This is a genomic window from Nocardia sp. NPDC057440 (assembly GCF_042802915.1).
Classification (GTDB): domain Bacteria; phylum Actinomycetota; class Actinomycetes; order Mycobacteriales; family Mycobacteriaceae; genus Nocardia.
In genome coordinates this window covers 1-18,212 of the sequence record NZ_JBHVDF010000025.1, presented here as the reverse complement: position 1 = coordinate 18,212, position 18,212 = coordinate 1, and the positions used below count along the sequence as shown (strand labels likewise).

At 64.2% G+C, this 18,212-nt stretch carries 19 protein-coding genes and 1 pseudogene; 10 read left to right on the top strand and 10 right to left on the bottom strand.

From position 1 onward, the window contains the following. Positions 1-495 precede the first annotated feature (495 nt). A complete protein-coding gene (gene istB / locus ACFU4Z_RS33660; RefSeq protein WP_379071557.1) occupies positions 496-1,467 on the bottom strand; it encodes an IS21-like element helper ATPase IstB in 972 nt (323 codons plus the stop codon). A 336-nt stretch (positions 1,468-1,803) separates the two neighbouring features. On the opposite strand from istB, the pseudogene ACFU4Z_RS33655 reads away from it, so the two are divergent. Both ACFU4Z_RS33655 and ACFU4Z_RS33650 read left to right on the top strand, forming a co-directional pair. Continuing rightward, a pseudogene (locus ACFU4Z_RS33655) lies at positions 1,804-2,057 on the top strand (IS3 family transposase); the annotation flags it as partial. Between the two features lie 430 nt (positions 2,058-2,487). Further along, the gene (locus ACFU4Z_RS33650; RefSeq protein WP_379071554.1) at positions 2,488-2,871 is read left to right on the top strand and encodes a GNAT family N-acetyltransferase; all 384 of its coding nucleotides are present in this window, start codon (positions 2,488-2,490) and stop codon (positions 2,869-2,871) included. 37 nt (positions 2,872-2,908) lie between these two features. On the opposite strand, the gene ACFU4Z_RS33645 is transcribed toward ACFU4Z_RS33650, so the two are convergent. The 7 genes from ACFU4Z_RS33645 to ACFU4Z_RS33615 form a co-directional block, all read right to left on the bottom strand. Then, a complete protein-coding gene (locus ACFU4Z_RS33645; protein WP_379071551.1) occupies positions 2,909-3,181 on the bottom strand; it encodes a DUF6881 domain-containing protein in 273 nt (90 codons plus the stop codon). 121 nt (positions 3,182-3,302) lie between these two features. After that, a complete protein-coding gene (locus ACFU4Z_RS33640; RefSeq protein WP_379071548.1) occupies positions 3,303-3,737 on the bottom strand; it encodes a YbaB/EbfC family nucleoid-associated protein in 435 nt (144 codons plus the stop codon). Beyond that, the gene (locus ACFU4Z_RS33635) at positions 3,730-4,146 is read right to left on the bottom strand and encodes an ankyrin repeat domain-containing protein (RefSeq protein WP_379071545.1); all 417 of its coding nucleotides are present in this window, start codon (positions 4,144-4,146) and stop codon (positions 3,730-3,732) included. The genes ACFU4Z_RS33640 and ACFU4Z_RS33635 overlap by 8 nt, the downstream gene beginning before the upstream one ends. After that, a complete protein-coding gene (locus tag ACFU4Z_RS33630) occupies positions 4,147-4,371 on the bottom strand; it encodes a GH-E family nuclease (protein ID WP_379071542.1) in 225 nt (74 codons plus the stop codon). It lies immediately after the preceding gene. A 118-nt stretch (positions 4,372-4,489) separates the two neighbouring features. Beyond that, positions 4,490-5,566: a hypothetical protein gene (locus tag ACFU4Z_RS33625; protein WP_379071539.1), complete on the bottom strand. Its 1,077-nt coding sequence runs from the start codon at positions 5,564-5,566 to the stop codon at positions 4,490-4,492. Continuing rightward, the gene (locus ACFU4Z_RS33620; RefSeq protein WP_379071536.1) at positions 5,566-5,862 is read right to left on the bottom strand and encodes a WXG100 family type VII secretion target; all 297 of its coding nucleotides are present in this window, start codon (positions 5,860-5,862) and stop codon (positions 5,566-5,568) included. The genes ACFU4Z_RS33625 and ACFU4Z_RS33620 overlap by 1 nt, the downstream gene beginning before the upstream one ends. Further along, positions 5,859-6,503, bottom strand: coding sequence for a WXG100 family type VII secretion target (locus ACFU4Z_RS33615; protein WP_379071534.1), 645 nt, complete (start codon positions 6,501-6,503; stop codon positions 5,859-5,861). The genes ACFU4Z_RS33620 and ACFU4Z_RS33615 overlap by 4 nt, the downstream gene beginning before the upstream one ends. A 469-nt stretch (positions 6,504-6,972) precedes the next feature. Between ACFU4Z_RS33615 and ACFU4Z_RS33610 the strand changes: the two genes are divergently transcribed. Both ACFU4Z_RS33610 and ACFU4Z_RS33605 read left to right on the top strand, forming a co-directional pair. After that, the gene (locus tag ACFU4Z_RS33610; protein ID WP_379071656.1) at positions 6,973-7,395 is read left to right on the top strand and encodes a pyridoxamine 5'-phosphate oxidase family protein; all 423 of its coding nucleotides are present in this window, start codon (positions 6,973-6,975) and stop codon (positions 7,393-7,395) included. A 184-nt stretch (positions 7,396-7,579) separates the two neighbouring features. Continuing rightward, positions 7,580-8,203 carry a carbonic anhydrase gene (locus ACFU4Z_RS33605; RefSeq protein ID WP_379071653.1) on the top strand — a complete coding sequence of 208 codons (624 nt, stop codon included), beginning with the start codon at positions 7,580-7,582 and terminating at the stop codon, positions 8,201-8,203. Between the two features lie 5 nt (positions 8,204-8,208). Here the strand turns inward: ACFU4Z_RS33605 and ACFU4Z_RS33600 are convergent, their stop codons facing one another. Further along, positions 8,209-8,871: an L-threonylcarbamoyladenylate synthase gene (locus tag ACFU4Z_RS33600; RefSeq protein ID WP_379071531.1), complete on the bottom strand. Its 663-nt coding sequence runs from the start codon at positions 8,869-8,871 to the stop codon at positions 8,209-8,211. Between the two features lie 83 nt (positions 8,872-8,954). Here ACFU4Z_RS33600 and ACFU4Z_RS33595 point away from each other — a divergent pair, with 83 nt between their 5' ends. From ACFU4Z_RS33595 to ACFU4Z_RS33580, 4 genes are all read left to right on the top strand, one after another. Further along, on the top strand, positions 8,955-9,203 hold the full coding sequence (locus ACFU4Z_RS33595) for a hypothetical protein (RefSeq protein ID WP_379071528.1): 249 nt from the start codon (positions 8,955-8,957) through the stop codon (positions 9,201-9,203). Positions 9,204-9,478: 275 nt separating this feature from the next. Continuing rightward, on the top strand, positions 9,479-9,868 hold the full coding sequence (locus ACFU4Z_RS33590) for a hypothetical protein (RefSeq protein ID WP_379071526.1): 390 nt from the start codon (positions 9,479-9,481) through the stop codon (positions 9,866-9,868). Then, positions 9,869-12,553, top strand: coding sequence for a DUF4132 domain-containing protein (locus ACFU4Z_RS33585; protein ID WP_379071523.1), 2,685 nt, complete (start codon positions 9,869-9,871; stop codon positions 12,551-12,553). A gap of 1,644 nt (positions 12,554-14,197) precedes the next feature. Beyond that, entirely contained in the window at positions 14,198-14,353 is a 156-nt protein-coding gene (locus tag ACFU4Z_RS33580; RefSeq protein ID WP_379071520.1) for a DUF6131 family protein, read from the top strand. A 27-nt stretch (positions 14,354-14,380) separates the two neighbouring features. Here the strand turns inward: ACFU4Z_RS33580 and ACFU4Z_RS33575 are convergent, their stop codons facing one another. Continuing rightward, positions 14,381-15,817, bottom strand: a complete 1,437-nt coding sequence (locus tag ACFU4Z_RS33575) for a CHAD domain-containing protein (protein WP_379071517.1) — start codon at positions 15,815-15,817, stop codon at positions 14,381-14,383. Between the two features lie 490 nt (positions 15,818-16,307). On the opposite strand from ACFU4Z_RS33575, the gene ACFU4Z_RS33570 reads away from it, so the two are divergent. Then, positions 16,308-17,069: a glycosyltransferase gene (locus ACFU4Z_RS33570; protein ID WP_379071514.1), complete on the top strand. Its 762-nt coding sequence runs from the start codon at positions 16,308-16,310 to the stop codon at positions 17,067-17,069. Positions 17,070-17,106: 37 nt separating this feature from the next. After that, positions 17,107-18,063, top strand: a complete 957-nt coding sequence (locus ACFU4Z_RS33565) for an acyl-CoA dehydrogenase family protein (protein WP_379071511.1) — start codon at positions 17,107-17,109, stop codon at positions 18,061-18,063. Positions 18,064-18,212 lie beyond the last annotated feature (149 nt).

Sequence of the window (18,212 nt, the reverse complement as noted above, 5' to 3'; positions counted from 1 at the left end):
CCCGGCCCCCACCCCAGCCACACCACCCCACCCCCCCCCCCTGCCCACCCCACCACCCTATGGTATCCCCCCCCGGGCCCCGGCGCGTGGGCCCCCGGGACAGGGGTCGTATCGGGTGTGGGTAGCCGCTGGTCTGCCCATCCTTTCCACTGTGGTTCATGGTCGTAAGGCTGGGACTGGCGCTCAGGCGGTCGAGAGCACGATCGTCTGCTGTTGCGACCCCCTCGCAGGGGCGATGAGGACCCCACGGTAAAGATGCAGGCCAAAGCCGCTAGCTAAGGGTTGTAGCGAAAGTATCTGCAGCAGACCTCCGGTGATGTAGTTCGGCCCGGTGTGGCGCTGAAATCGGGCCTTATATCAGCATTGGCACAGTCGCAGACAAGATCGAAGACGGACCTGCCTGGCCTGGAATAACAAGACGAACAGGGAGCATGACTGGTTTGCGGCTACGCGAATCAAACTCGACCGAACAGTTCTAGATTGGCCTCGGGCAGGTCAGCGGGGTTTATCGGTGGTTTCGGTTGCCTTGGCATGGGACCCGCGATAGCTGTGGGTGCCGGTCTCGATGATGTTGCCGCCGAAGGTAAGTCGGTCGATGATCGCGGCGCGGAGCCCAGCGTCGGTGAAGGTTTGGGACCAGCCGGCGACGCTGCGGTTGGAGACGATCGCGACCGACTTCCTCTCCTCACGTTCGGTCAATACCTGGAACAGCAATTCGGCGCCGCGTCTGTCCAGCTCTGTGTAGCCGAGTTCGTCGATGCAGAGCAGGTCGACGCCGCTGTAGCGGGCGATGGTGTTGGTGAGCCGTTTACCATCGACGGCTTCGATCAATTTGTTGACCAGCCTGGTAGCCAGGGTGTATCTGACGCGGTATCCGGCTTTCGCCGCCTCGGTGCCCAAGGCGATGAGCAGATGGGATTTCCCGGTGCCGGAGTCACCGATCAAGCACAACGGCAGCCCTTCCTTCACCCAGTCGCATTTAGCGAGAGTGTGGATCATGCCAGGGTCGACACTGGGGTTGGCACTGAAATCGAAGTCACGCAACGTTTTAGAGCGAGGAAATCCGGCGGCCTTGATGAGCCGTTCGGAGCGGCGACGGGCCGTCACCTGTTCCGTCTGTAGCTGTGGTTTGCGTTCGCGGACATAGGCACTGACTCGCTGATACGACACGTCTCTCATGCCGTGCTCCTCGAGCAAACGGTGATAGATCCGAGTCGCCGTGTGACGTTGTCTACGAGGCACATCCAGATCGGCGCGCAGCACATCGTCGATGAACGGCTTGTAGGGATCCAGCTTCTGTGGTCGCGGCGGATACTCCTTACGGGGCTCGGGCCACACCGACTCCGTCGCGCTGGCCACCGTACGCCACCCCACCTTGTGCTTGCGCTCGATGGCACGCATGGATAGGCCGGCACGAAGATCCTGGCGGATAGCCGCGTACAGCTCAACTTTCGACATGTCGGACATCGGCAGACTCCCCTCCCCGCAACCCGATAATTACACTATAACCGCTGGTGCTGCCTAAATCCGTGACTCCGCAACGCGCCCGTTAAGATTCGCGAGCAACCGCCGTCACGGTTGATGAACAGGGGACGGGCTCGAGGTTGGACCTCGATACCGTCCCGAGTAGTGGCAGATCGTGTTCGGCCGGGCAGGTCGATGCGTTGCTGCTGCGGCAGCGACGTGGTGAGTCACCACGTGCCAGCTATGCGCAACAGTGGGAACGCCCGCGGGCACGCGCGGGCGTGGATGCTCGGCTCAACGCAGGCGCCGCCGGGTGGGCAGCCTCGATGCGTTTGCTTCCGGCAAGCCGCGATCGACACCGCGGCCGCCGAGGGGGTCTCGACGGAGTCGGCGAAGGTGATTCGGGAGCAGAAACGCAAGATCGCCGAGTTGGAACAGACGATCGAAATCCTCGAGGCAGCAACAACTTTCTTCGCGCGGGAGAGCGACCCGCGACACCGATAATGTGTGCGTTCATCGCCGAGCATCGCGCTCGGTTCGGGGTCGCTTCGATCTGCCGTGCGCTCACCGCACACGGATGCAAGATCGCTCCGCCGAACTCCTGTCCAGATGGAGTCCTCCCGAGGAGTTCTGGCCCGTCGAGCCGTCGATCGACTGGCCAGGATGTGTGATGTCGTTTTCTACCCTTGTTGATCCCGAACTCTGGGGCCACGGGTATGCAACAGCCGCCAAATCGCTGCGGCCGACCATCCCGCCGCAGCGCTCGCCGACAGCTTCCACGCAAGTATCCGCGCCGATAACAAGCGCAGCTTGAAAGCCATCGCCAAAGTACCTGGAACCGAGTTGATCGGCACATCCGCCGAACAAGGCTACGAGTGGCGACACTTTCGATGGCATCGACGATCAGGGAGCAAGTGGTGGCCGGATGGCCACCCACGACCGTGAACCGTCCGGCCGTACGGTCCCCCTGGCGGACGTCGCCTACTTGCGAGCGCGCGCCCTACTACCTAGACTAGGCATTTCGTGATCATCGAACCGCTGCGTGTGCCACTGATCCCTGACGTGGTCGCTTTGATGGAGCTGGGCGCCCCTTACATCACCCCACGCACCTATTCCGACTACTGGCTGTACTCCGAATTCCAAGACATCATGACCCACCCCGAACACCGGCGGCGCGGCGTGACCCGCGCTCTTGTGGACGACCTTCGGAAGCAAGCGTGGGTGTGGAGCTGCCGCAGGCTCTACCTCACGTCCGGACCCGGCAACATCGCCGCCCACAAGACCTGGGAGACACTCGGATTCGCCAACGTGCGTGGCGACCGCTTCATCGACGGTGTCTCGGTCATCACCGACTACAAGGGCCCAGGCAAGACCCGAGCGGTCTACGAACTCGTGCTCGAACGTTGATAATCGGCCCGCGGAACATCGCAACTCCGACGAGCCGCTAGCCGCTGCTGCGAGCCGTTGACCACTCAGCTTCGAACTGCTCCCGAGAGATCTCTTCGGCATCGAACTCGGGCTGGCTGGCGATTTCTTCGATCAGTGCGATCGGTATTTCAGCAAGTCCTGCCATGTCTGTCTCATGGTTCTCGTCGGCCCATTCTAAGTGCCCGTCGCGATAGGCCTGCACTCGACGTGTTTCGTAGTCATCGGGGCCGAATTCATGGAAGTAGAGGACTGGCTCGTCTTCGAAGTCGTGATACCAGGCGACTTTCACATACCTCACGCTCAGTCCCTTCCGGATCGGATGATTCGTCCTGTGAGATGCAAGGGGCCACCGTTGGGTATGACGAATACTCCAGCGGGATCGCCGCGGTATTCGAAAGGTGCCGAGGCAGTTAGACGGACCAACCGCGTTGATTCATGCGTTCAAAGTAGGCGTCGTCAGCTGCTTGGATCTCTTCTTCGGTCATCATTGTCCGAGCATCTGCCTCGGTGTTGGACTGTCCGAGTGTCTCGCGCATCGATCGGATGCCGGCGGCGACGCGCTGGTCTCGGGTGAGCGGCCGTATCGCGGCCTGAACTTGCGTTGCCGCGTCCTTCTCGGCGGCAGCGGTTGCTTGCAAGATGATGCTCGCCAACCGGTCTCCCCATCGGAGCGCTTCGCGGGTGAGTTTCAGATCGCGGAGATGCGCGCTGGAATCGACGATCGCGGTAACAGTGCCGTTGCCTGCTGTGCCGGTACCGCGGATGCGAGCGAGCGCTGCCTGGACCTGATTGGACTTGGCTTGTATGTCTTCGATTGCGGCGTCGAGGTCGGGGTCGTCACTCACAGCAGGTCCGCGAACTCTGCCTGCATCGCAGGATCGTTGCGGATCTCCCGCAGAACATCGAGGGGCTTCGGGTTCCGAAGTACCCTTCGATCGTCGATCGTGTCGGGTCGGCGCCACGCGCCCGCAGCAGCCGGACCGTCATGATCGGATCGCCGCCGCGAGCCATGATCGCCCAGTAAATCGGCGGCATCCCTTTGCCGTTGAGCGCGTCGATATCAGCGCCGGCATCGAGGAGCCGCACGACGATTTCCGGGTCGGCTGCCTGAGCGGCGAAATGCAGTGGTGTCCAGCCCTCGTTGTCGCGGGCGTTGACATCCTCGGTGCCGAGTAGGCGCTCAACGGCGTCGAGATCACCGTAGGCTGCGGCACGGTGCAAGAGCGTTCGGCCCCATTCGTCCCGGTCGGTCATCTACTTCTGCTCCCGTCTGTGGCTGCGGCTTCCGTACTGGTCTTCGATGTGGAACCGTTCGGGGTGGCTGTTGACGTAGTCGTCGAACTCCTTCTGCGTCATGCCACGGCTCTGCGCCTCGGCGAGCAGGCTGCGGTGTTCGTATCCACTGTTCTGGCCATACTCCCATTTCGGGTTGACCGGATACATGGAGTTGTTCGCCCGGGTCGAGGTAGTACCTGCCATCTGGTGTCTTCTCCAACTGAGTGACCCACGGCTTGTCGTCGTAGCTCTTGTTGATCGGCACTTTGACTTCCGGTTCGGATTCGACGATATAGAAGTCATCCTTGTCACCCGGACGGCCTCACTTGCGTGTGCTCTTTTCGATGGCGTCCCGGGTGTCGGTGGTGAGGTGGGGGCGGCGCAAGTTCGCGAACGTCGTGAACGGGCCCGGCGCGACGACACCGTCCACACCGGCCAGGGCTGGCCGCGCCCTCAGCAACGGGATCAGTGCCTCGCTCCCACGGGCGATGACTTGGGACACCGCCACCGGGACCCGAGCCACTTCGGCAAGCCCGATCAAGACACGGATGATCGCGGCGATCCGCGCTCCGTAGATGCCGATCGCCAGCGCCATCCCGCCCTGCGCGGCGGCCGCGGAACCGCCGCCGGTGAACGGGGCAGCGATCCACCCGAACGCTTGATCGACTGCCACGATCGCGAGAAGCTCGATGAGTGCTCGCACGATCGCGTGTTTGGTGTTGCTGATCGAATCCGCGTACGAGTCACACGATTTCGCGAGCTCATCACACGCGCTCGCCAGGGAATCGAATTGGGTCCGGACGATGTCGGCTTGCTCGAGCGCTTGCGGGGTTTCGGGGCTTTGTTGCGCGTCGATCAGGGCGCGAGCGGTCGGCAACTGGAACGTCGCGGCATGCAGGGCTCGGGACATCGCCCGCCACGCCTCGGCGGCCCTACGCAGCACGTCGGGATGACCGTTGGGCCACAGTTCACCCTCGACCGCGCCTTTGACCCAGCTCCAACCGGACGGTTCCGGGTCGCTGCCGCCGAACGCCGCCGGAGGTTCGGCCGGCTGATACACCGACAGCGAGCCTGGCGGGAAGACCTTGTCGTTCGGGTTCGGTGCGGGAACCGATTGCGAGTTCGCGTTGTCGTGGTTGGCGCCGGTGAAGTGCAGCAGATCGTGCATCTGCCCGCACGCCAACGCGAGATCACCGAGCCCGTCGACGGTGTCCCACGCGACCGGGTCGTAGTCGTTGGTCCATTTCCGGCCGGCGTTGTCCGAGCCCGCGCTACCACCGCACCCCGCCAGAACAGTTGTCAGCGCGGTGATACCGGTCGTCAACGTCGCGTGCACACACGCATAGACGTCCCCGGCTTTGGTGAACCCTTGCGGGTCCACCACCACAGGTGGTGCCATCAGGGCCACATACCGGTGTTGGTTTCGATTGCGGCACTGTAGTTTTCGTGAGCTTTCCTGGCAACCTCGCGCAGTTCGTCCAGGTTTTCGCGCATCTCCCCCACACCGGAAACCCATTTGTCGTGCGCGACCCGCTGCGCGGTCGCTGCCGGGCTCGACCACGTCAGGTGCAGATCCGCGACATAGCGGTCGACCTCACCGAGCCAATCCTCAACGGTCTGACTGAATTTCGTGAGCGTGTCGATCGCGGCGTCGAGCTGCTCGAGATCGGCACGGAAGCGGCCACCATCGGTCATGGCAGGTCCAATCCCGTCAATCCGGTAATCGCGTCGCGGTTGGTCGTGTCGCGCATCTCGTACTGGGTGGCGGCTTGGGCGAGGTGCGCGGCGACTTCCTCCAGCGCAGCAATGACTGTGTCGGCACCGTGCTTCCACTCCACCCACGACTCGTCATAGGCCGTGGCCGCTTTACCCTGCCAACCGTCGGCGAGGAGTTCTTTGCCGATGGTGTCGTCGAGCTTCTTCAGCTCATCCCGGATCGCTCGCGCTTTTTCGCCTGCGAACCGGGATGCGTCACGCAGCCGCAGTGGGTCGACCTGGAGTTCGCCCGACATGCCCGCCTCCCTCGTAATGCGAATCGCCTCTGAACTATAGGACGCACCAACGTGGCGCCTAGTTGCGTTGATCCGGTGCCCTTCCGTATCAACCACGCGCCGAGACGCTTTCGGCGCCTCCAGACGAAGTATCTCGTTGCAGGACATCCACCGTTCTGGGTCGTCATTGCGATCCTCGTCCACCCCAGAGGAGGACCGCCAAGTCTCCGGCTGGCCGCTACAGGCGCGCCCGCCGATGTTGCGATCCTCGATCACCTCAGAAGGTGGCCACCGCCCGTCCAGATCATCATGCGTCTGAACGATGTCGTTGTGATCCTCGGTCACCTCGGAAGGTGACCGCCACTCCTCGATTGGTGGCGCGCCGCGCCCCTGTGAAGCTGGGTCTTCCCTCGGATGATGATTGTTAGCGGCCAGCCGGAGAACAACCTGGCGATTCTTCGATTGCGCTGGCTCTCAACGCAATTGAGGCATATCCCAACCTATCGCCCTGACCAGCATGGACGGCACACGCCAGGGTGCATGTTGCTGCTGCTATCCGATCCAGTCGATTGTCTTGGCGGGCGGGCAGGTGAACAGTCCAACGCCTCGCTTCGGCGGTGCCGGAGCGAGGCGCAGAACTGATCTTGTCCTTATATTTCTATGTGCTCTACGAGTATCGCGCACTGCGCCGGGGGCGAGGGCGAGGGCGAGGAGCCGGGGCTATGCCACGATGGCGCGGATGCCGCCGCGTCAAGAGTCGGTCCGAGGACGCAAAGTGTTCACCGCCAACGGGTTTCACGCGCTAGCCTCGGGCATGCCGTTAACCTTGGAAGAGCGTCAGGAGTTTCTCGCGCAGCCGCATATCGCGGCGTTATCCGTTGCGGAGGGGCCCGATCGTGGTCCGTTGTCCGTGCCGATCTGGTACCAGTACGAGCCCGGGACCGAACCTTGGGTGCTGACCGGGGTCGATTCGCGGAAGATGCGGTCGATCAAGGCGGCGGGCCGGTTCACGTTGATGGTGCAGGAGGTGATGCCCAGCGTGCGCTACGTGACGGTGGAAGGACCGGTCAGCCGGATCGTTCCGATGACCGACGAATTGCACCTGGAGATGGTCACGCGATACCTGTCGGGCGATGCCGCCGAGGCATATCTGAAGCAGGCCGAGAATTTCGGTGAACAGGCCGTGATCTATCTGCGTCCCGAACATTGGCTGTCTGCGGACCTCGGGACGTCGTAGGCACCCGCGTATCGGCTGGCGTCCTGCCGCCGATGCGAGAGGGCGGTTGTAAGACGCGGTTGATCAGGTCCGTCGCAGCCTGGCGCGTGTGCGACTGGATCCGGCGGCCCGCTCGGGGACAGCGGCATCCGGTCTCGCCGACCGCGTGTTCGAGGCGGGCGCGGTGGTGTGCAAAATGGGGTGTATGACCGAATTGACTCCTATCACCGCCTGGAAGGCGCTGCGCGAGGGTAACGACCGTTTCGTCGAGGGCCGGTTGCGCCATCCCAACCAGGGTGCCGCGGATCGGGCGAAGCTGGCCGCGGGGCAGCACCCGTCGGCGATTCTGTTCGGGTGTGGGGATTCCCGGGTGGCCGCTGAGATCATTTTCGATCAAGGTCTCGGGGACATGTTCGTGGTCCGCACCGCCGGGCATGTGGTCGATGCCAGCGTGCTCGGGTCGATCGAGTACGGCGTGGCGGTGCTGCACGCCCCGTTGATCGTGGTGCTCGGACACGACAGCTGCGGCGCGGTACGGGCCACGATCGACGCCCTCGACACCGGGGCGGTCCCCGGCGGGTTCATCCGCAGCGTGGTGGAGCGAGTGACACCGTCGATCCTGCTCGGCCGCCGCGAGGGCCTCGACTCGGTCGACGACCTCGAAGCCCGGCACGTGGCCGAGACCGCGGAGTTGCTGCGGCAGCGGTCGCAGATCATCGCCGACCGCATCGCCGCCGGAGAGTGCGCCATCGCCTGTGCCACCTACACCCTCGCCGACGGCAAGGCCAAGCTGAACCGGGTGATCGGCAACATCGGCGAACTCGAGTAACCGCGCTATCCACCGGTCGCGTCCCGCAGCGTCGGCACCACCGTGCGCAGACGCTGGGCGCTGATCGCGCCCGCCCGCGTGAGAACGGGCACCGCGCCGGTGAGATCCACGATCGAGGAAGCGATCGCGGCCGGGGTGGGCCCACCGTCGAGGTAGACGGCCACCGAATCGCCGAGCATGGCTCGTGCGGCATCGCAGTCGGGCGGGGACGGCTGCCCGGTCAGGTTGGCACTCGAGACCGCCAGCGGCCCGGTCGCGGTGAGCAAATCCAACGCCACCGGATGTGACGGCATCCGTACCGCGACGGTGCCGTGGGTTTCCCCGAGATCCCAGTTCAGTCCCGGCCGCTGGCGCACGACAAGAGTCAGCCCACCCGGCCAGAACGCCTCCACCAACGCCCAGCCGGGCGCGGGTAGATCGCTGACCAGATCGTCCAGCACCTCTTGTGCTGCGACGAGCACCGGGGACGGCATCCCGCGGCAGCGGCCCTTGGCCCGCAGCAGACGCTCCACCGACGCGGGATCGAAAGCTCCGGCGCCGACGCCGTACACAGTGTCGGTCGGCAACACCACCAGCTCACCGCGGCTGACCGCCTCGGCCGCCTCCGCCAGCCCAGCAGCTCGCCCGGCCACCGTGGAGCAGTCATAGCGCACCACGCCCGCACTCACCCTTCCGTACTCGTTGTCTGCGCTCCAACCCCCGGCATCCCCCGTAACCTATCGGCCCGATCCGGTGCGGCAACGACGTCGGGGTGGCGGGACCACGGATCAGGGACCGGTGGTGGCGGGCCGGACCCGGGGCAAGTTCAGCCAACCTGAACGCGCTGGCGGCCGAAGGGCATCCGGTGGATCCGGACGATCTGGCCACCATCACTCCGTACATCACGCGCACGATCCGCCGCTTCGGCGACTGGGTGCTCAACCTCACCCCACCCGAGGGGGAGCCGGTCACGCGCCTGGACCTCGAACCCCGCGCCCTGTTCCCCACCGGCACTGTCTGACATGGCCCGCCAGCGCCGTCCTTCGGGAAACCTCACCGGCCAGCTTCCGGCTCGACATGACTACCCGCCTGGATCTGAATCGAGAGCGGGAGGCTTATTCGCAAGCATCTTGATCGCCTCTGTCCGGGATGTAAGCGCTGTCCCAGCGGCCATCAGCCGTGGCGCGCGTTCGACCTCGGCCGAGCCGGCACCGTGGCAGCGACGAATTCTTGGAGCAGGCCACTGGCGGGAAACTGATCTCGAGTTCTGTCAGGGGTCGTGCCTACCCTGTCGTCATGGTGAGTGTGAAGGTCGTCGACGAAACGGCATCCGGGGGTCGCGACGACGGCTGGATGTTCGAGGTGACCGAGGAGCGGCTGCCACTGCGGGAGATCATCCGGCGGCGGGTATTCCAGGAGGTCGCCGAACACAATGCCGACGCGTCTCGTGGTGCCTTTCCTGGTCTGGTACGGCCGGTAGATGCCGAGGTGGTGCGCGGCGGGTTCCGCACGACTGGTCGTGTCGATCCGGAACGCCAGTGCGAGGCGGCGTTGCACGCTTTCGGGCGCAACGGTTTCGTGGTCCTGGTCGGCGATCGACAGATCGAGGAGTTGGACGACGTGGTCGCGCTGCCACTGGGTGTGGAAATCACATTCCTGAAGCTCGTCGCATTGGTGGGTGGCTGAATGTCGAGGTCCGAGTACGAGACCGCGGCGCGGGCCGCCATCGCCGCGGACGATATGGACGCCTTCTTCGACGCATATCTGCAGGCGTATCAGACAAAGACCGACAAGTACGTGTGGAGTGCGGTATCGAACATGGCACGCGTCTTGCCAGACGAGACCTCCGAGCGGTTGGCTCGCGTCTGCGCCGCAGCGGCCCCGGCCGCTTCCGAGCACATCCGACACGGGATCAAGTATCTGCAGGAGAGCATCGCCCCTTCCAAGTACAAGACAGCGGTCCTCGATGCCATCGCTGCGGACGATATGGGCAGGTTGTGCGCCGAGATTGTGCGGGTACACCAGATCGCCGAGTCCTCCCATATGGCGTCCGACAATGCCTTATGGCATGCCCTGTTCGCCAAGGTGCGTGAACTGCCGACCGAGACGGTCGAACGGCTTGCTCGCGCTTGCGCGGTTGCGTTCCCTACCGCTTCGGAGCGCGAGCAGCACTCTCTGCTGCTCTTGGTGTCGACCGTCGCACCCACATTGCCGATCCTGGTCGAAGAACGGCGAGCAGTGCTGGAAACCCTGTCGAACCACCACGGCAGGTTAAGCCTTTTCGCGATCGACTCATCTCTGGCCCTGGCGGAACTGGCGTCAGGACGTATCTTGAGCCCTGAGGTCGTCGCGGTGTACCGCCGCGGAGCCTGCGAGAGGTACCTGGACTCTCGTGTTGCAGAGGTCGCCCGGCAATGTCCCGAACCAGTGGTCAATGTGGGTGAGCAATGGGCGGACCGGGCACTGGAGTTGGCGTGCTCGTCTCCGGGTTGGCACGACCTGCTGGCCTTCGCCATAACCGCCACGATGGGAAGACCGAACGCCAAGTGGGAAAAGACCGGTCGAGCGCTGCTGGCGAAGGTGGATTTCTTCGACGATGAGGTGCTGTCGTTGTTGGAACTGGTGGGCCGACCCAGGACATTGCCGCTGCGGCATCGTCTCGCCGAAGATCCCGGCCTCAACGACGAGTACGACCCGTTCAACGCGAACGCGGTGCGCGGTCTGCTGTGGCTGCTGACGTTTCGGCCCCCACAGCCGACGACTGCCCGCATCCTGGGCGGCCTGGTGGAAACGTCGCTGCGCAAAATCAAGGGTCTGGGACCACGTAACCCGAAGATGGCCAACGCTGGTGTTTACGCTCTGAGCCAGGTGAGCGGCGAGGCGGCGCTGGGTGAGCTGGCCCGCCTGGCCGCCAAGGTGACTTACAAGGGCACGTTGAAGCTGATCAACGCCGCGCTGGAGACCAAGGCACACGCGCTCGGGCTGACCCGCACTCAGATCGAGCAGATGGCCGTGCCCACCTACGGCCTGACGTCGGTAGGCACGGCGGAATTCGCCTTCGGCGCTGCGTCGGCGACGGTGACCGTGGACGGCACCAAGGCGGTGCTGTGCTGGTTCACGAGCAAACCGGTGAAAAGCGTCCCGGCCGCGGTGAAACGCGACCATGCCGAGGAATTGAAAGAACTCGAGGCGACGGCCAAGGACATCGGCAAGATGCTGACCGCCCAAGTCGAACGGCTGGATCGCCAGTTCCTGGAGCGCCGCACCTGGGATTACCCCTCGTGGCGGGAGTTTTATATCGACCACCCCTTGGTGGGCACGATCGCCCGCCGTTTGTTGTGGACAGTCGACGGGGTCACCTGCGGCTACGCAGACGGCGCGCTGCGCGACGTGGCGGACAACCCGGTGGGTGGTGACGTCGTGGAGCTGTGGCACCCGCTCGGTCGCTCGACGGAGGAGATCCTCGCATGGCGAGAGTGGTTGGAATGCAAGAATATCCGGCAGCCGTTCAAACAAGCCCATCGCGAGGTCTACCTACTCACCGACGCAGAACGCCACACCGGTACCTACTCGAACCGCTTCGCGGCGCACATCCTGCGCCAACACCAGTTCCACGCGTTGGCCGCTGTCCGGGGATGGCGCAACAAGCTCTTGCTGGATGCCGACACCTCCGTGCCGCCACCGACCCGTGAACTGCCGCAGTGGGGTGTGCGCGCGGAATACTGGGTGGAGGGCGAACGCGACGACATTGGGGACGTCGACATCACGGAGTCCGGCAGCTATCTACGCCTGCGCACCGACCAGGTGCGGTTCTACCCGATCGACGCACCACAGAACCTTGCCAACAGCGCTTTCCATGGCGGCTTCCATGGGTCGGCCGAGCCACTGCCACTGTCGGACGTGCCCGAACTGGTCCTGAGCGAAGTACTGCGCGACGTGGACCTGTTCGTCGGTGTGGCCAGCATCGGCAACGATCCGACATGGCACGACGGTGGTCCGAACGGCTGGTTCGCCGACTACTGGACCGACTACAGTTTCGGCGACCTGAACCAGACTGCACAAACCAGACGTGACCTGCTGACCAGGCTGCTGCCCCGACTGGCCATCGGCCACCAATGCACCGTGGAAGACAGATTCCTGCACGTGCGAGGTACTAAGCATTCGTATCGGATCCACGTGGGCTCAGGAAACGTCCTGATCGACCCCAACAACCGCTACCTGTGCATCGTCCCCTCGGCACGAACAACCGAATCGGACTCGTTCCTGCCGTTCGACGGTGACCGGATGCTGTCGGTGATCCTCAGCAAAGCCCTGCTTCTGGCCAACGACACCAAAATCACCGACCCAACCATCCTGAGCCAACTCCCGTGACAATGCTTCAGGCGCGACAGTTGGTCGAACTCAGTGCACCGATTGCCATCTCTGGCGCACGTCCGCTCCTACACGATCCTTACCTCACCCAAGACGAGGATGGGGCGGGGGTGTTTCATAGGCGGTCACCTATGAAACACGGCTCCGGCGGGGAGCATCCTGGGTGTTCCCCGTTTCATAGAGCGTTTCATCCGACGAGCGGCTGCGACTGTGGACCGCCGATTGCACCTGGCAGCGGCTGCTGGAGGAGGTGATCATCAAAGACGACTCGACCGGCTCGGTGCTGTCGGCCGCATCGACACCGGTCCTCACCAGCCAATATGGTCTGACGGCAAGTTTCTGCCGTATTCCGGTCGCACCTCCAAGAACGCCGCTTCTCCGGCGCGGCTGCCGACTGAAACGCCGATCGCCAGCGCCCGCGCATCACTTACCTGAGGGCCGCACATCGCTGCATGCATCGCTTTTGCATCGTTTCTTCGCTAGAATGAAGACCCTATCCCCCAGATGGTGCAATCGTTGCGCAAGATGGTTGATGTAGTCCGGAGCGTTGTGGACCAGCGCGCTGGTTTGGGTGACCAAGGGAGGTATCGCGGCCGCGAGGAACCCACGACGGGGGGATCGGATCTCGTAGCTGCGTTTTCGGGTCGCTTTCTTGGAGTCGGTCCTGGAGATGGAAGATGCTGAAGACGATCCGACCCGCGCCGAGGACACCTCCGGCCAGCTTCGAAGGATCGGACCCGAGCCCATGCCAGCAAGCCGATCGCCACCACGAATACCGCGGTCACCGCGGCCCATCGCGGGAACCATGGTCGAACCAGCCACGACACGACAGGTTCCAGACCGATCGCCAGAAACAACGCGATGGTGATCAGTACCAGCACTTGACTCGCGGCGAGTACTGCCTGGATCGCGCCGTAGGTCACCGCAACTCCCGCCGCGCCCGCCATGCCGACCATGAACGGCGATCGCCGATCGAATCGACGCCCCGGCTTCCCCAGCGGATTCTGTGCCGTACTTGCCTGTGCCGCTGCAGCTTCCGCGGCGATGATGGGACCGCCTTCGCCGCTGGTATGGGGTTGCGCGACCAGGTCGCTGTGGGCCTGCTCCGCCACGTCGGCGGTGCGGGGGTCCTCAGCTCGGTCTGGGTCGGTGTCTTCGTTCATTACATCGGTTCACGGGGGGATTTTGCGACTGCCGCGGAGGAATCATGTCCGTCAGCGGAAAGGGACGTACGTCGTCCGTCACTGGAAAGCATCGACAAGCTGACCGACTCTCGAGCGACATCATCGGCGATCAACTGATCCGCAAAGCTCGATGGGCAGGCCGCGAAGCGACTATTGATTGAGCCACACCGAGCATACCCGTGCACGCATAGCGGGCCGATCAGTGTGCAGTGCAGCCGAACACGATAACACCGTCGCAACACTGTTGAGCTGCGACTTCGATAAAACAGGGGTGTACATCGTTAGGTCCGAGGCGTCTACTGGAATATGCAAGACATCGGGTTGATCATCATGGCTTTGTTCTTCCCGTGGTCGTGGTTGGGTGGGCGTGATGAATGGTGCTGACATTGCGCACACGATCGGATAGGAGCACTGGGGGTTCTCGGGGCCCCTCGAATTCAGAGAAACCAGGTAGCTGGCCATGATCGTTCTCGGAGTCATCCTTCTCATTGTTGGGTTCATAATTGGTATACCGATCCTCTGGACCATCGGGATCGTGGTGCTCGTCATCGGACTCGTGCTACTGCTGATGGGATCCATGGGACGTGCAGTCGGCGGCCGACGCCACTACTACTGACCAGCAGGCGCGGGCGACGGCGCGTACCTATTCGCCTGCGGCGACGTCCGCGACCCTCTGGCGCGCGTTCTCGCTGGCGTGCGTCTCGTTCGCGTACAGCAGGCCGTAGGTGAAACCGTTCTCGTCGCCTGCCGTGCCCGCTGCTGTAGCGGTTCGCCACAGGAATTCGGTTGACACGATGCTGTCGTTGTAGTCGCCGAGTAAGCGCTGAATCTTCTTGTAGTACTTGATGTTCGACTTCGCGCGGGCGGGCTTTCGAACGGGTTTGTGTAATTCGGCGGCGTAGCGTGCACGCTTGGCGGCTTTACGCGCTCGGTGCAGCGATTCGTGTCGCTGGTTGTGCAATGCGGTCATCAACCGGCGGTCGGCCTTATCCGCGGCCCGGCGGGCCCGCTTCACGAGTTGGCGTCGCCTGATCTGCCGCTCGAACGGCGGCTGTGACTGCCATGCCTGCAGCGTCGCGAGCAGTCGCAGGTAGCGGGGCGAGTTCATGGCCTCAGCGAGAGCATTGCGGCTCGGCAACTGCCGAGCCAGCAGCGTCGCGTCTATCCGAGCAGCGACGGGACCCAAGATGAGTTCGGGCGGCAGGACGTTGAGTTCATCGGCTAGGCGTCGGCGTTGGACGTGGCAATCGCGTACGTCGCCGAGCAGCGCCGCGTACCACTTCAGCTCATTGTCGATCTCGCCGACGGCACCGGGGTCCAGCAGCTTGCCGAACACGCGTAGCGTGCTGCGCAGGCGCCGCGTCGCGACACGGGTGTCGTGGATCGGTTCCTCGCCTCGGCGTAGCCCGACGTCGCCGACGAAGATCAGGTCGATCTGCGTGGCCATGTATTCGTGCACGGCGCGTTCCGCCCGCGACTTGGTGACGGCCGGTCCGGATCGCTCCGGCAGTACATGAGACAGCTTGGAGGGATAGCGCGACTCGCGTGCGCCGGCTTCGGTGAGCCGGTGCCGCAATATCGCGGGGACTTTGTTGGTGTGCGGGCCGAGCTCGACCTCGATCTCGCGCCAGGCGACCAGTTCCGCAGGCCGGTCAGCGACGGTCGAGTCCACAGTGTCATCGTCGATCTCGACGATGAGTTCGCCGTCCGAACCGAAGATGCGGTGACGGCGGCGCAATGTATGAACCCGGGCGACCGCGTTCAACGGCCTCCCCAGCGACGCGCCGTTGACGACTTCGGCGAGTTCGTGCGGCAGCTCGTCCGACAGCTGGGCGGTCACTTCGACGCGACCGCGCGGCTGGGGGATCTTCAGCTGCCAGCCTGATTCGTCGTCTCCCTCACGGCGACGCAACGTCAGGTTGTGGGCGAGCAGGTCTCGCTCGGCAGTGTCGAAATAGGTGCTGGTCAGCTCGACCGGAATCTCCTCGATGCGACTGTTCGCAACAAGGTCATCGAGCTTCGGAAGAGTGAAGTCCCGGTCGACCGCCCATTTGCTTTCACGTTCGAGAACGTCCTTCATGCGTTAGCGCATTCCCTGCAAACCCCACGTCAAACAGGGAAGTCTCGGTTGCCACTAATCGCCGCCGCGAGCTTGCCAGCCTGTACGCCACGTTCGAATCGCCCTCCAGTCGGACGTCGTTCAGTACCGCCGGACTCGCGGCATTCTCCGGTGCGACAGCCGCTGTCGCGCTCATCGCATACCTCGAAGCGGCTCACTGCACATCTGTACTCGTTCTCCTTCGCGCCCTGCCACGACCGGTACACGCGGTATCCAGGGCGGTCGGAGATCCTGGACTACCTGCGTCGCGTAGCCACCGAACACAGGCTCGTCAAGTCGCCACTCGAACTGTGGTTCGGGCATTCTCCGTGACAAGACTCGTTGCCACCGTAGGAGATCGCGATCGGCTTCGAGTAATCGTGGATTACTTCGGTTGTAGGTGTCGCGCGCACCGGCTACCCACGTGTGACGCTGGCTGTTTGCTCGCCGAGTCGCGGGGTAGCCGGGAACCATGAGCACCTCGGGATACGACGGTATCCGTTTCCGGGACACCGACCAACACGAGAATGCCGGCGTGATCGCTCGAGTTCTGGTCGTCGTCCCGGTTCGGGATGAACAGCGGCTGTTGCCCGCCTGCCTGACGGCGCTGGCACGCGCGGCGGAGCGGGTGGATGTTCCGGTTCGGATCCAGCTCGTCCTGGACGCGTGTACCGATGCCTCCGCACGGGTGCCCGCCTCGAACGTCGCGGTGATGGAGATCGACGAACGCAAGGTCGGTGCGGCCCGTTCGCTGGGTTTCGCCGAGGCAGGCGCGACCTGTGGGCCTGAGACCTGGTTCGCCACCACCGACGCAGACTCCGAGGTCGACGACTGGTGGTTGCGGGCGCAGCTCGGGTACGCGCGCGACGGTACCGATGTCGTCGCCGGGATCGTCGGTGTGCGGAGCTGGGCCGATCAGGCGGCAGCCACCAGGCGCGCCTATGAGAAGCAATACCGATCGACCGGAGCACACGGCCACGTGCACGGTGCGAATCTCGGTTTTCGAGCCGACACCTATTGGCGGGTAGGTGGCTTTCGGCACCTGCGCACCGGTGAGGACATCGAGATGGTGGCGCGCATGATCGCCGCTGGCGCGCGGGTCACGTGGGCCGATGACGTGGTCGTCACTACCTCCGCGCGGCGAATCGGGCGTGCACCGCACGGATTCGCCGACCACTTACGACGCATCGAACGAGCCGTGAACCCCTATCGCCAGGAGAGCCGAAGTGCCTGACATCGCCGAACAGGTCCGCGACTGTTCCACTGGCAGGGTGCCGAATACCCTACGTGGACTGGCCGATTCAGGTCGGCTCGAACTGCCGTATCCCGGATCTGGCCGAACTGTCGAGCGCTGGCGCAGGCTGGCCGAATTGGCGTTCGAGAACACGGTGGTGGGACGGCTGGCAGAAGCGCACGCCGATGCGGACGCGATACTCGCCGAGCTCGGCGGCCACGGCGTGGTCCGCGGTCAGATCTGGGGAGTATGGGCGGCCGAGCCACCGAAGCCGGTGTTGCAGGCGCGATTCGATCCCGGCGGTTGGACCGTGACGGGTCGCAAGCTGTGGTGTTCGGGAGCGACCGTCTGTACCCATGCCCTCGTCACCGCCCGCGTGGGGAACGAACGCAGGCTGTTCGCCGTCGACCTCGCACAGCCCTCGGTCCGAGCCGTGCCTGGTACCTGGCATGCCGTCGGTATGCGGGAATCCGACTCCGGTGCAGTCGATTTCGATGCAGCCCCGGCTGAACCCATCGGCGAACCCGGCGCCTACCTGACGCGTCCCAGCTTCTGGCACGGCGCGATCGGAGTGGCCGCCTGCTGGTACGGCAGCGCCTGCGCTATCGCAGGGAGGCTGCACGACCGTGTCGCCGCGGGCAAGGCCGACGAGCACGCCACAGCGCATCTGGGCGCAGTGCTGAGCGGACTGCATGCCGCCGGGCTGTGCCTGACCGACGCCGCACACCGGATCGACGAAGACCCCGACGATGCGTCGGCGACGGCACGGCTGCGCGCCAGGACAGTGCGCGCGGTGGTCGAAGACGCTGCCACCACGACCATCGACCGCGTCGGGCGCGCACTCGGCGCCGGTCCACTGTGCGCGGATGCTCAGCACGCACAGCATGTCGCCGACCTCACCGTTTACCTCCGCCAGAGTCACGCGGAGCGAGACCTGGCCGATCTCGGCCGCGATTACGCGGAAAAGGAGCTCTCATGGTTGCCGAGCAGATGATCGATCTTGCCGTTCGCGGTACCCCGGACGACGTCTGGGCGCCGTGGCGGCATCGTCGCCCCGAACTGTCCCTCACCGGGTGGCGGCACTTGGTCGTCGTCGCCGCGCATCCCGACGACGAGATACTCGGCGCCGGCGGTTTGATCGCG

Bases quoted from the DNA above. Each gene is read 5' to 3' on its own strand.
- ACFU4Z_RS33635 (WP_379071545.1), bottom strand. From the start codon at position 4,146: ATGACCGACCGGGACGAATGGGGCCGAACGCTCTTGCACCGTGCCGCA.
- ACFU4Z_RS33575 (WP_379071517.1), bottom strand. From the start codon at position 15,817: ATGAAGGACGTTCTCGAACGTGAAAGCAAATGGGCGGTCGACCGGGAC.
- istB (WP_379071557.1), bottom strand. From the start codon at position 1,467: ATGTCCGACATGTCGAAAGTTGAGCTGTACGCGGCTATCCGCCAGGAT.
- ACFU4Z_RS33580 (WP_379071520.1), top strand. From the start codon at position 14,198: ATGATCGTTCTCGGAGTCATCCTTCTCATTGTTGGGTTCATAATTGGT.
- ACFU4Z_RS33585 (WP_379071523.1), top strand. From the start codon at position 9,869: ATGTCGAGGTCCGAGTACGAGACCGCGGCGCGGGCCGCCATCGCCGCG.
- ACFU4Z_RS33625 (WP_379071539.1), bottom strand. From the start codon at position 5,566: ATGGCACCACCTGTGGTGGTGGACCCGCAAGGGTTCACCAAAGCCGGG.
- ACFU4Z_RS33570 (WP_379071514.1), top strand. From the start codon at position 16,308: ATGAGCACCTCGGGATACGACGGTATCCGTTTCCGGGACACCGACCAA.
- ACFU4Z_RS33610 (WP_379071656.1), top strand. From the start codon at position 6,973: ATGCCGTTAACCTTGGAAGAGCGTCAGGAGTTTCTCGCGCAGCCGCAT.
- ACFU4Z_RS33620 (WP_379071536.1), bottom strand. From the start codon at position 5,862: ATGACCGATGGTGGCCGCTTCCGTGCCGATCTCGAGCAGCTCGACGCC.
- ACFU4Z_RS33630 (WP_379071542.1), bottom strand. From the start codon at position 4,371: ATGGCAGGTACTACCTCGACCCGGGCGAACAACTCCATGTATCCGGTC.
- ACFU4Z_RS33605 (WP_379071653.1), top strand. From the start codon at position 7,580: ATGACCGAATTGACTCCTATCACCGCCTGGAAGGCGCTGCGCGAGGGT.
- ACFU4Z_RS33590 (WP_379071526.1), top strand. From the start codon at position 9,479: ATGGTGAGTGTGAAGGTCGTCGACGAAACGGCATCCGGGGGTCGCGAC.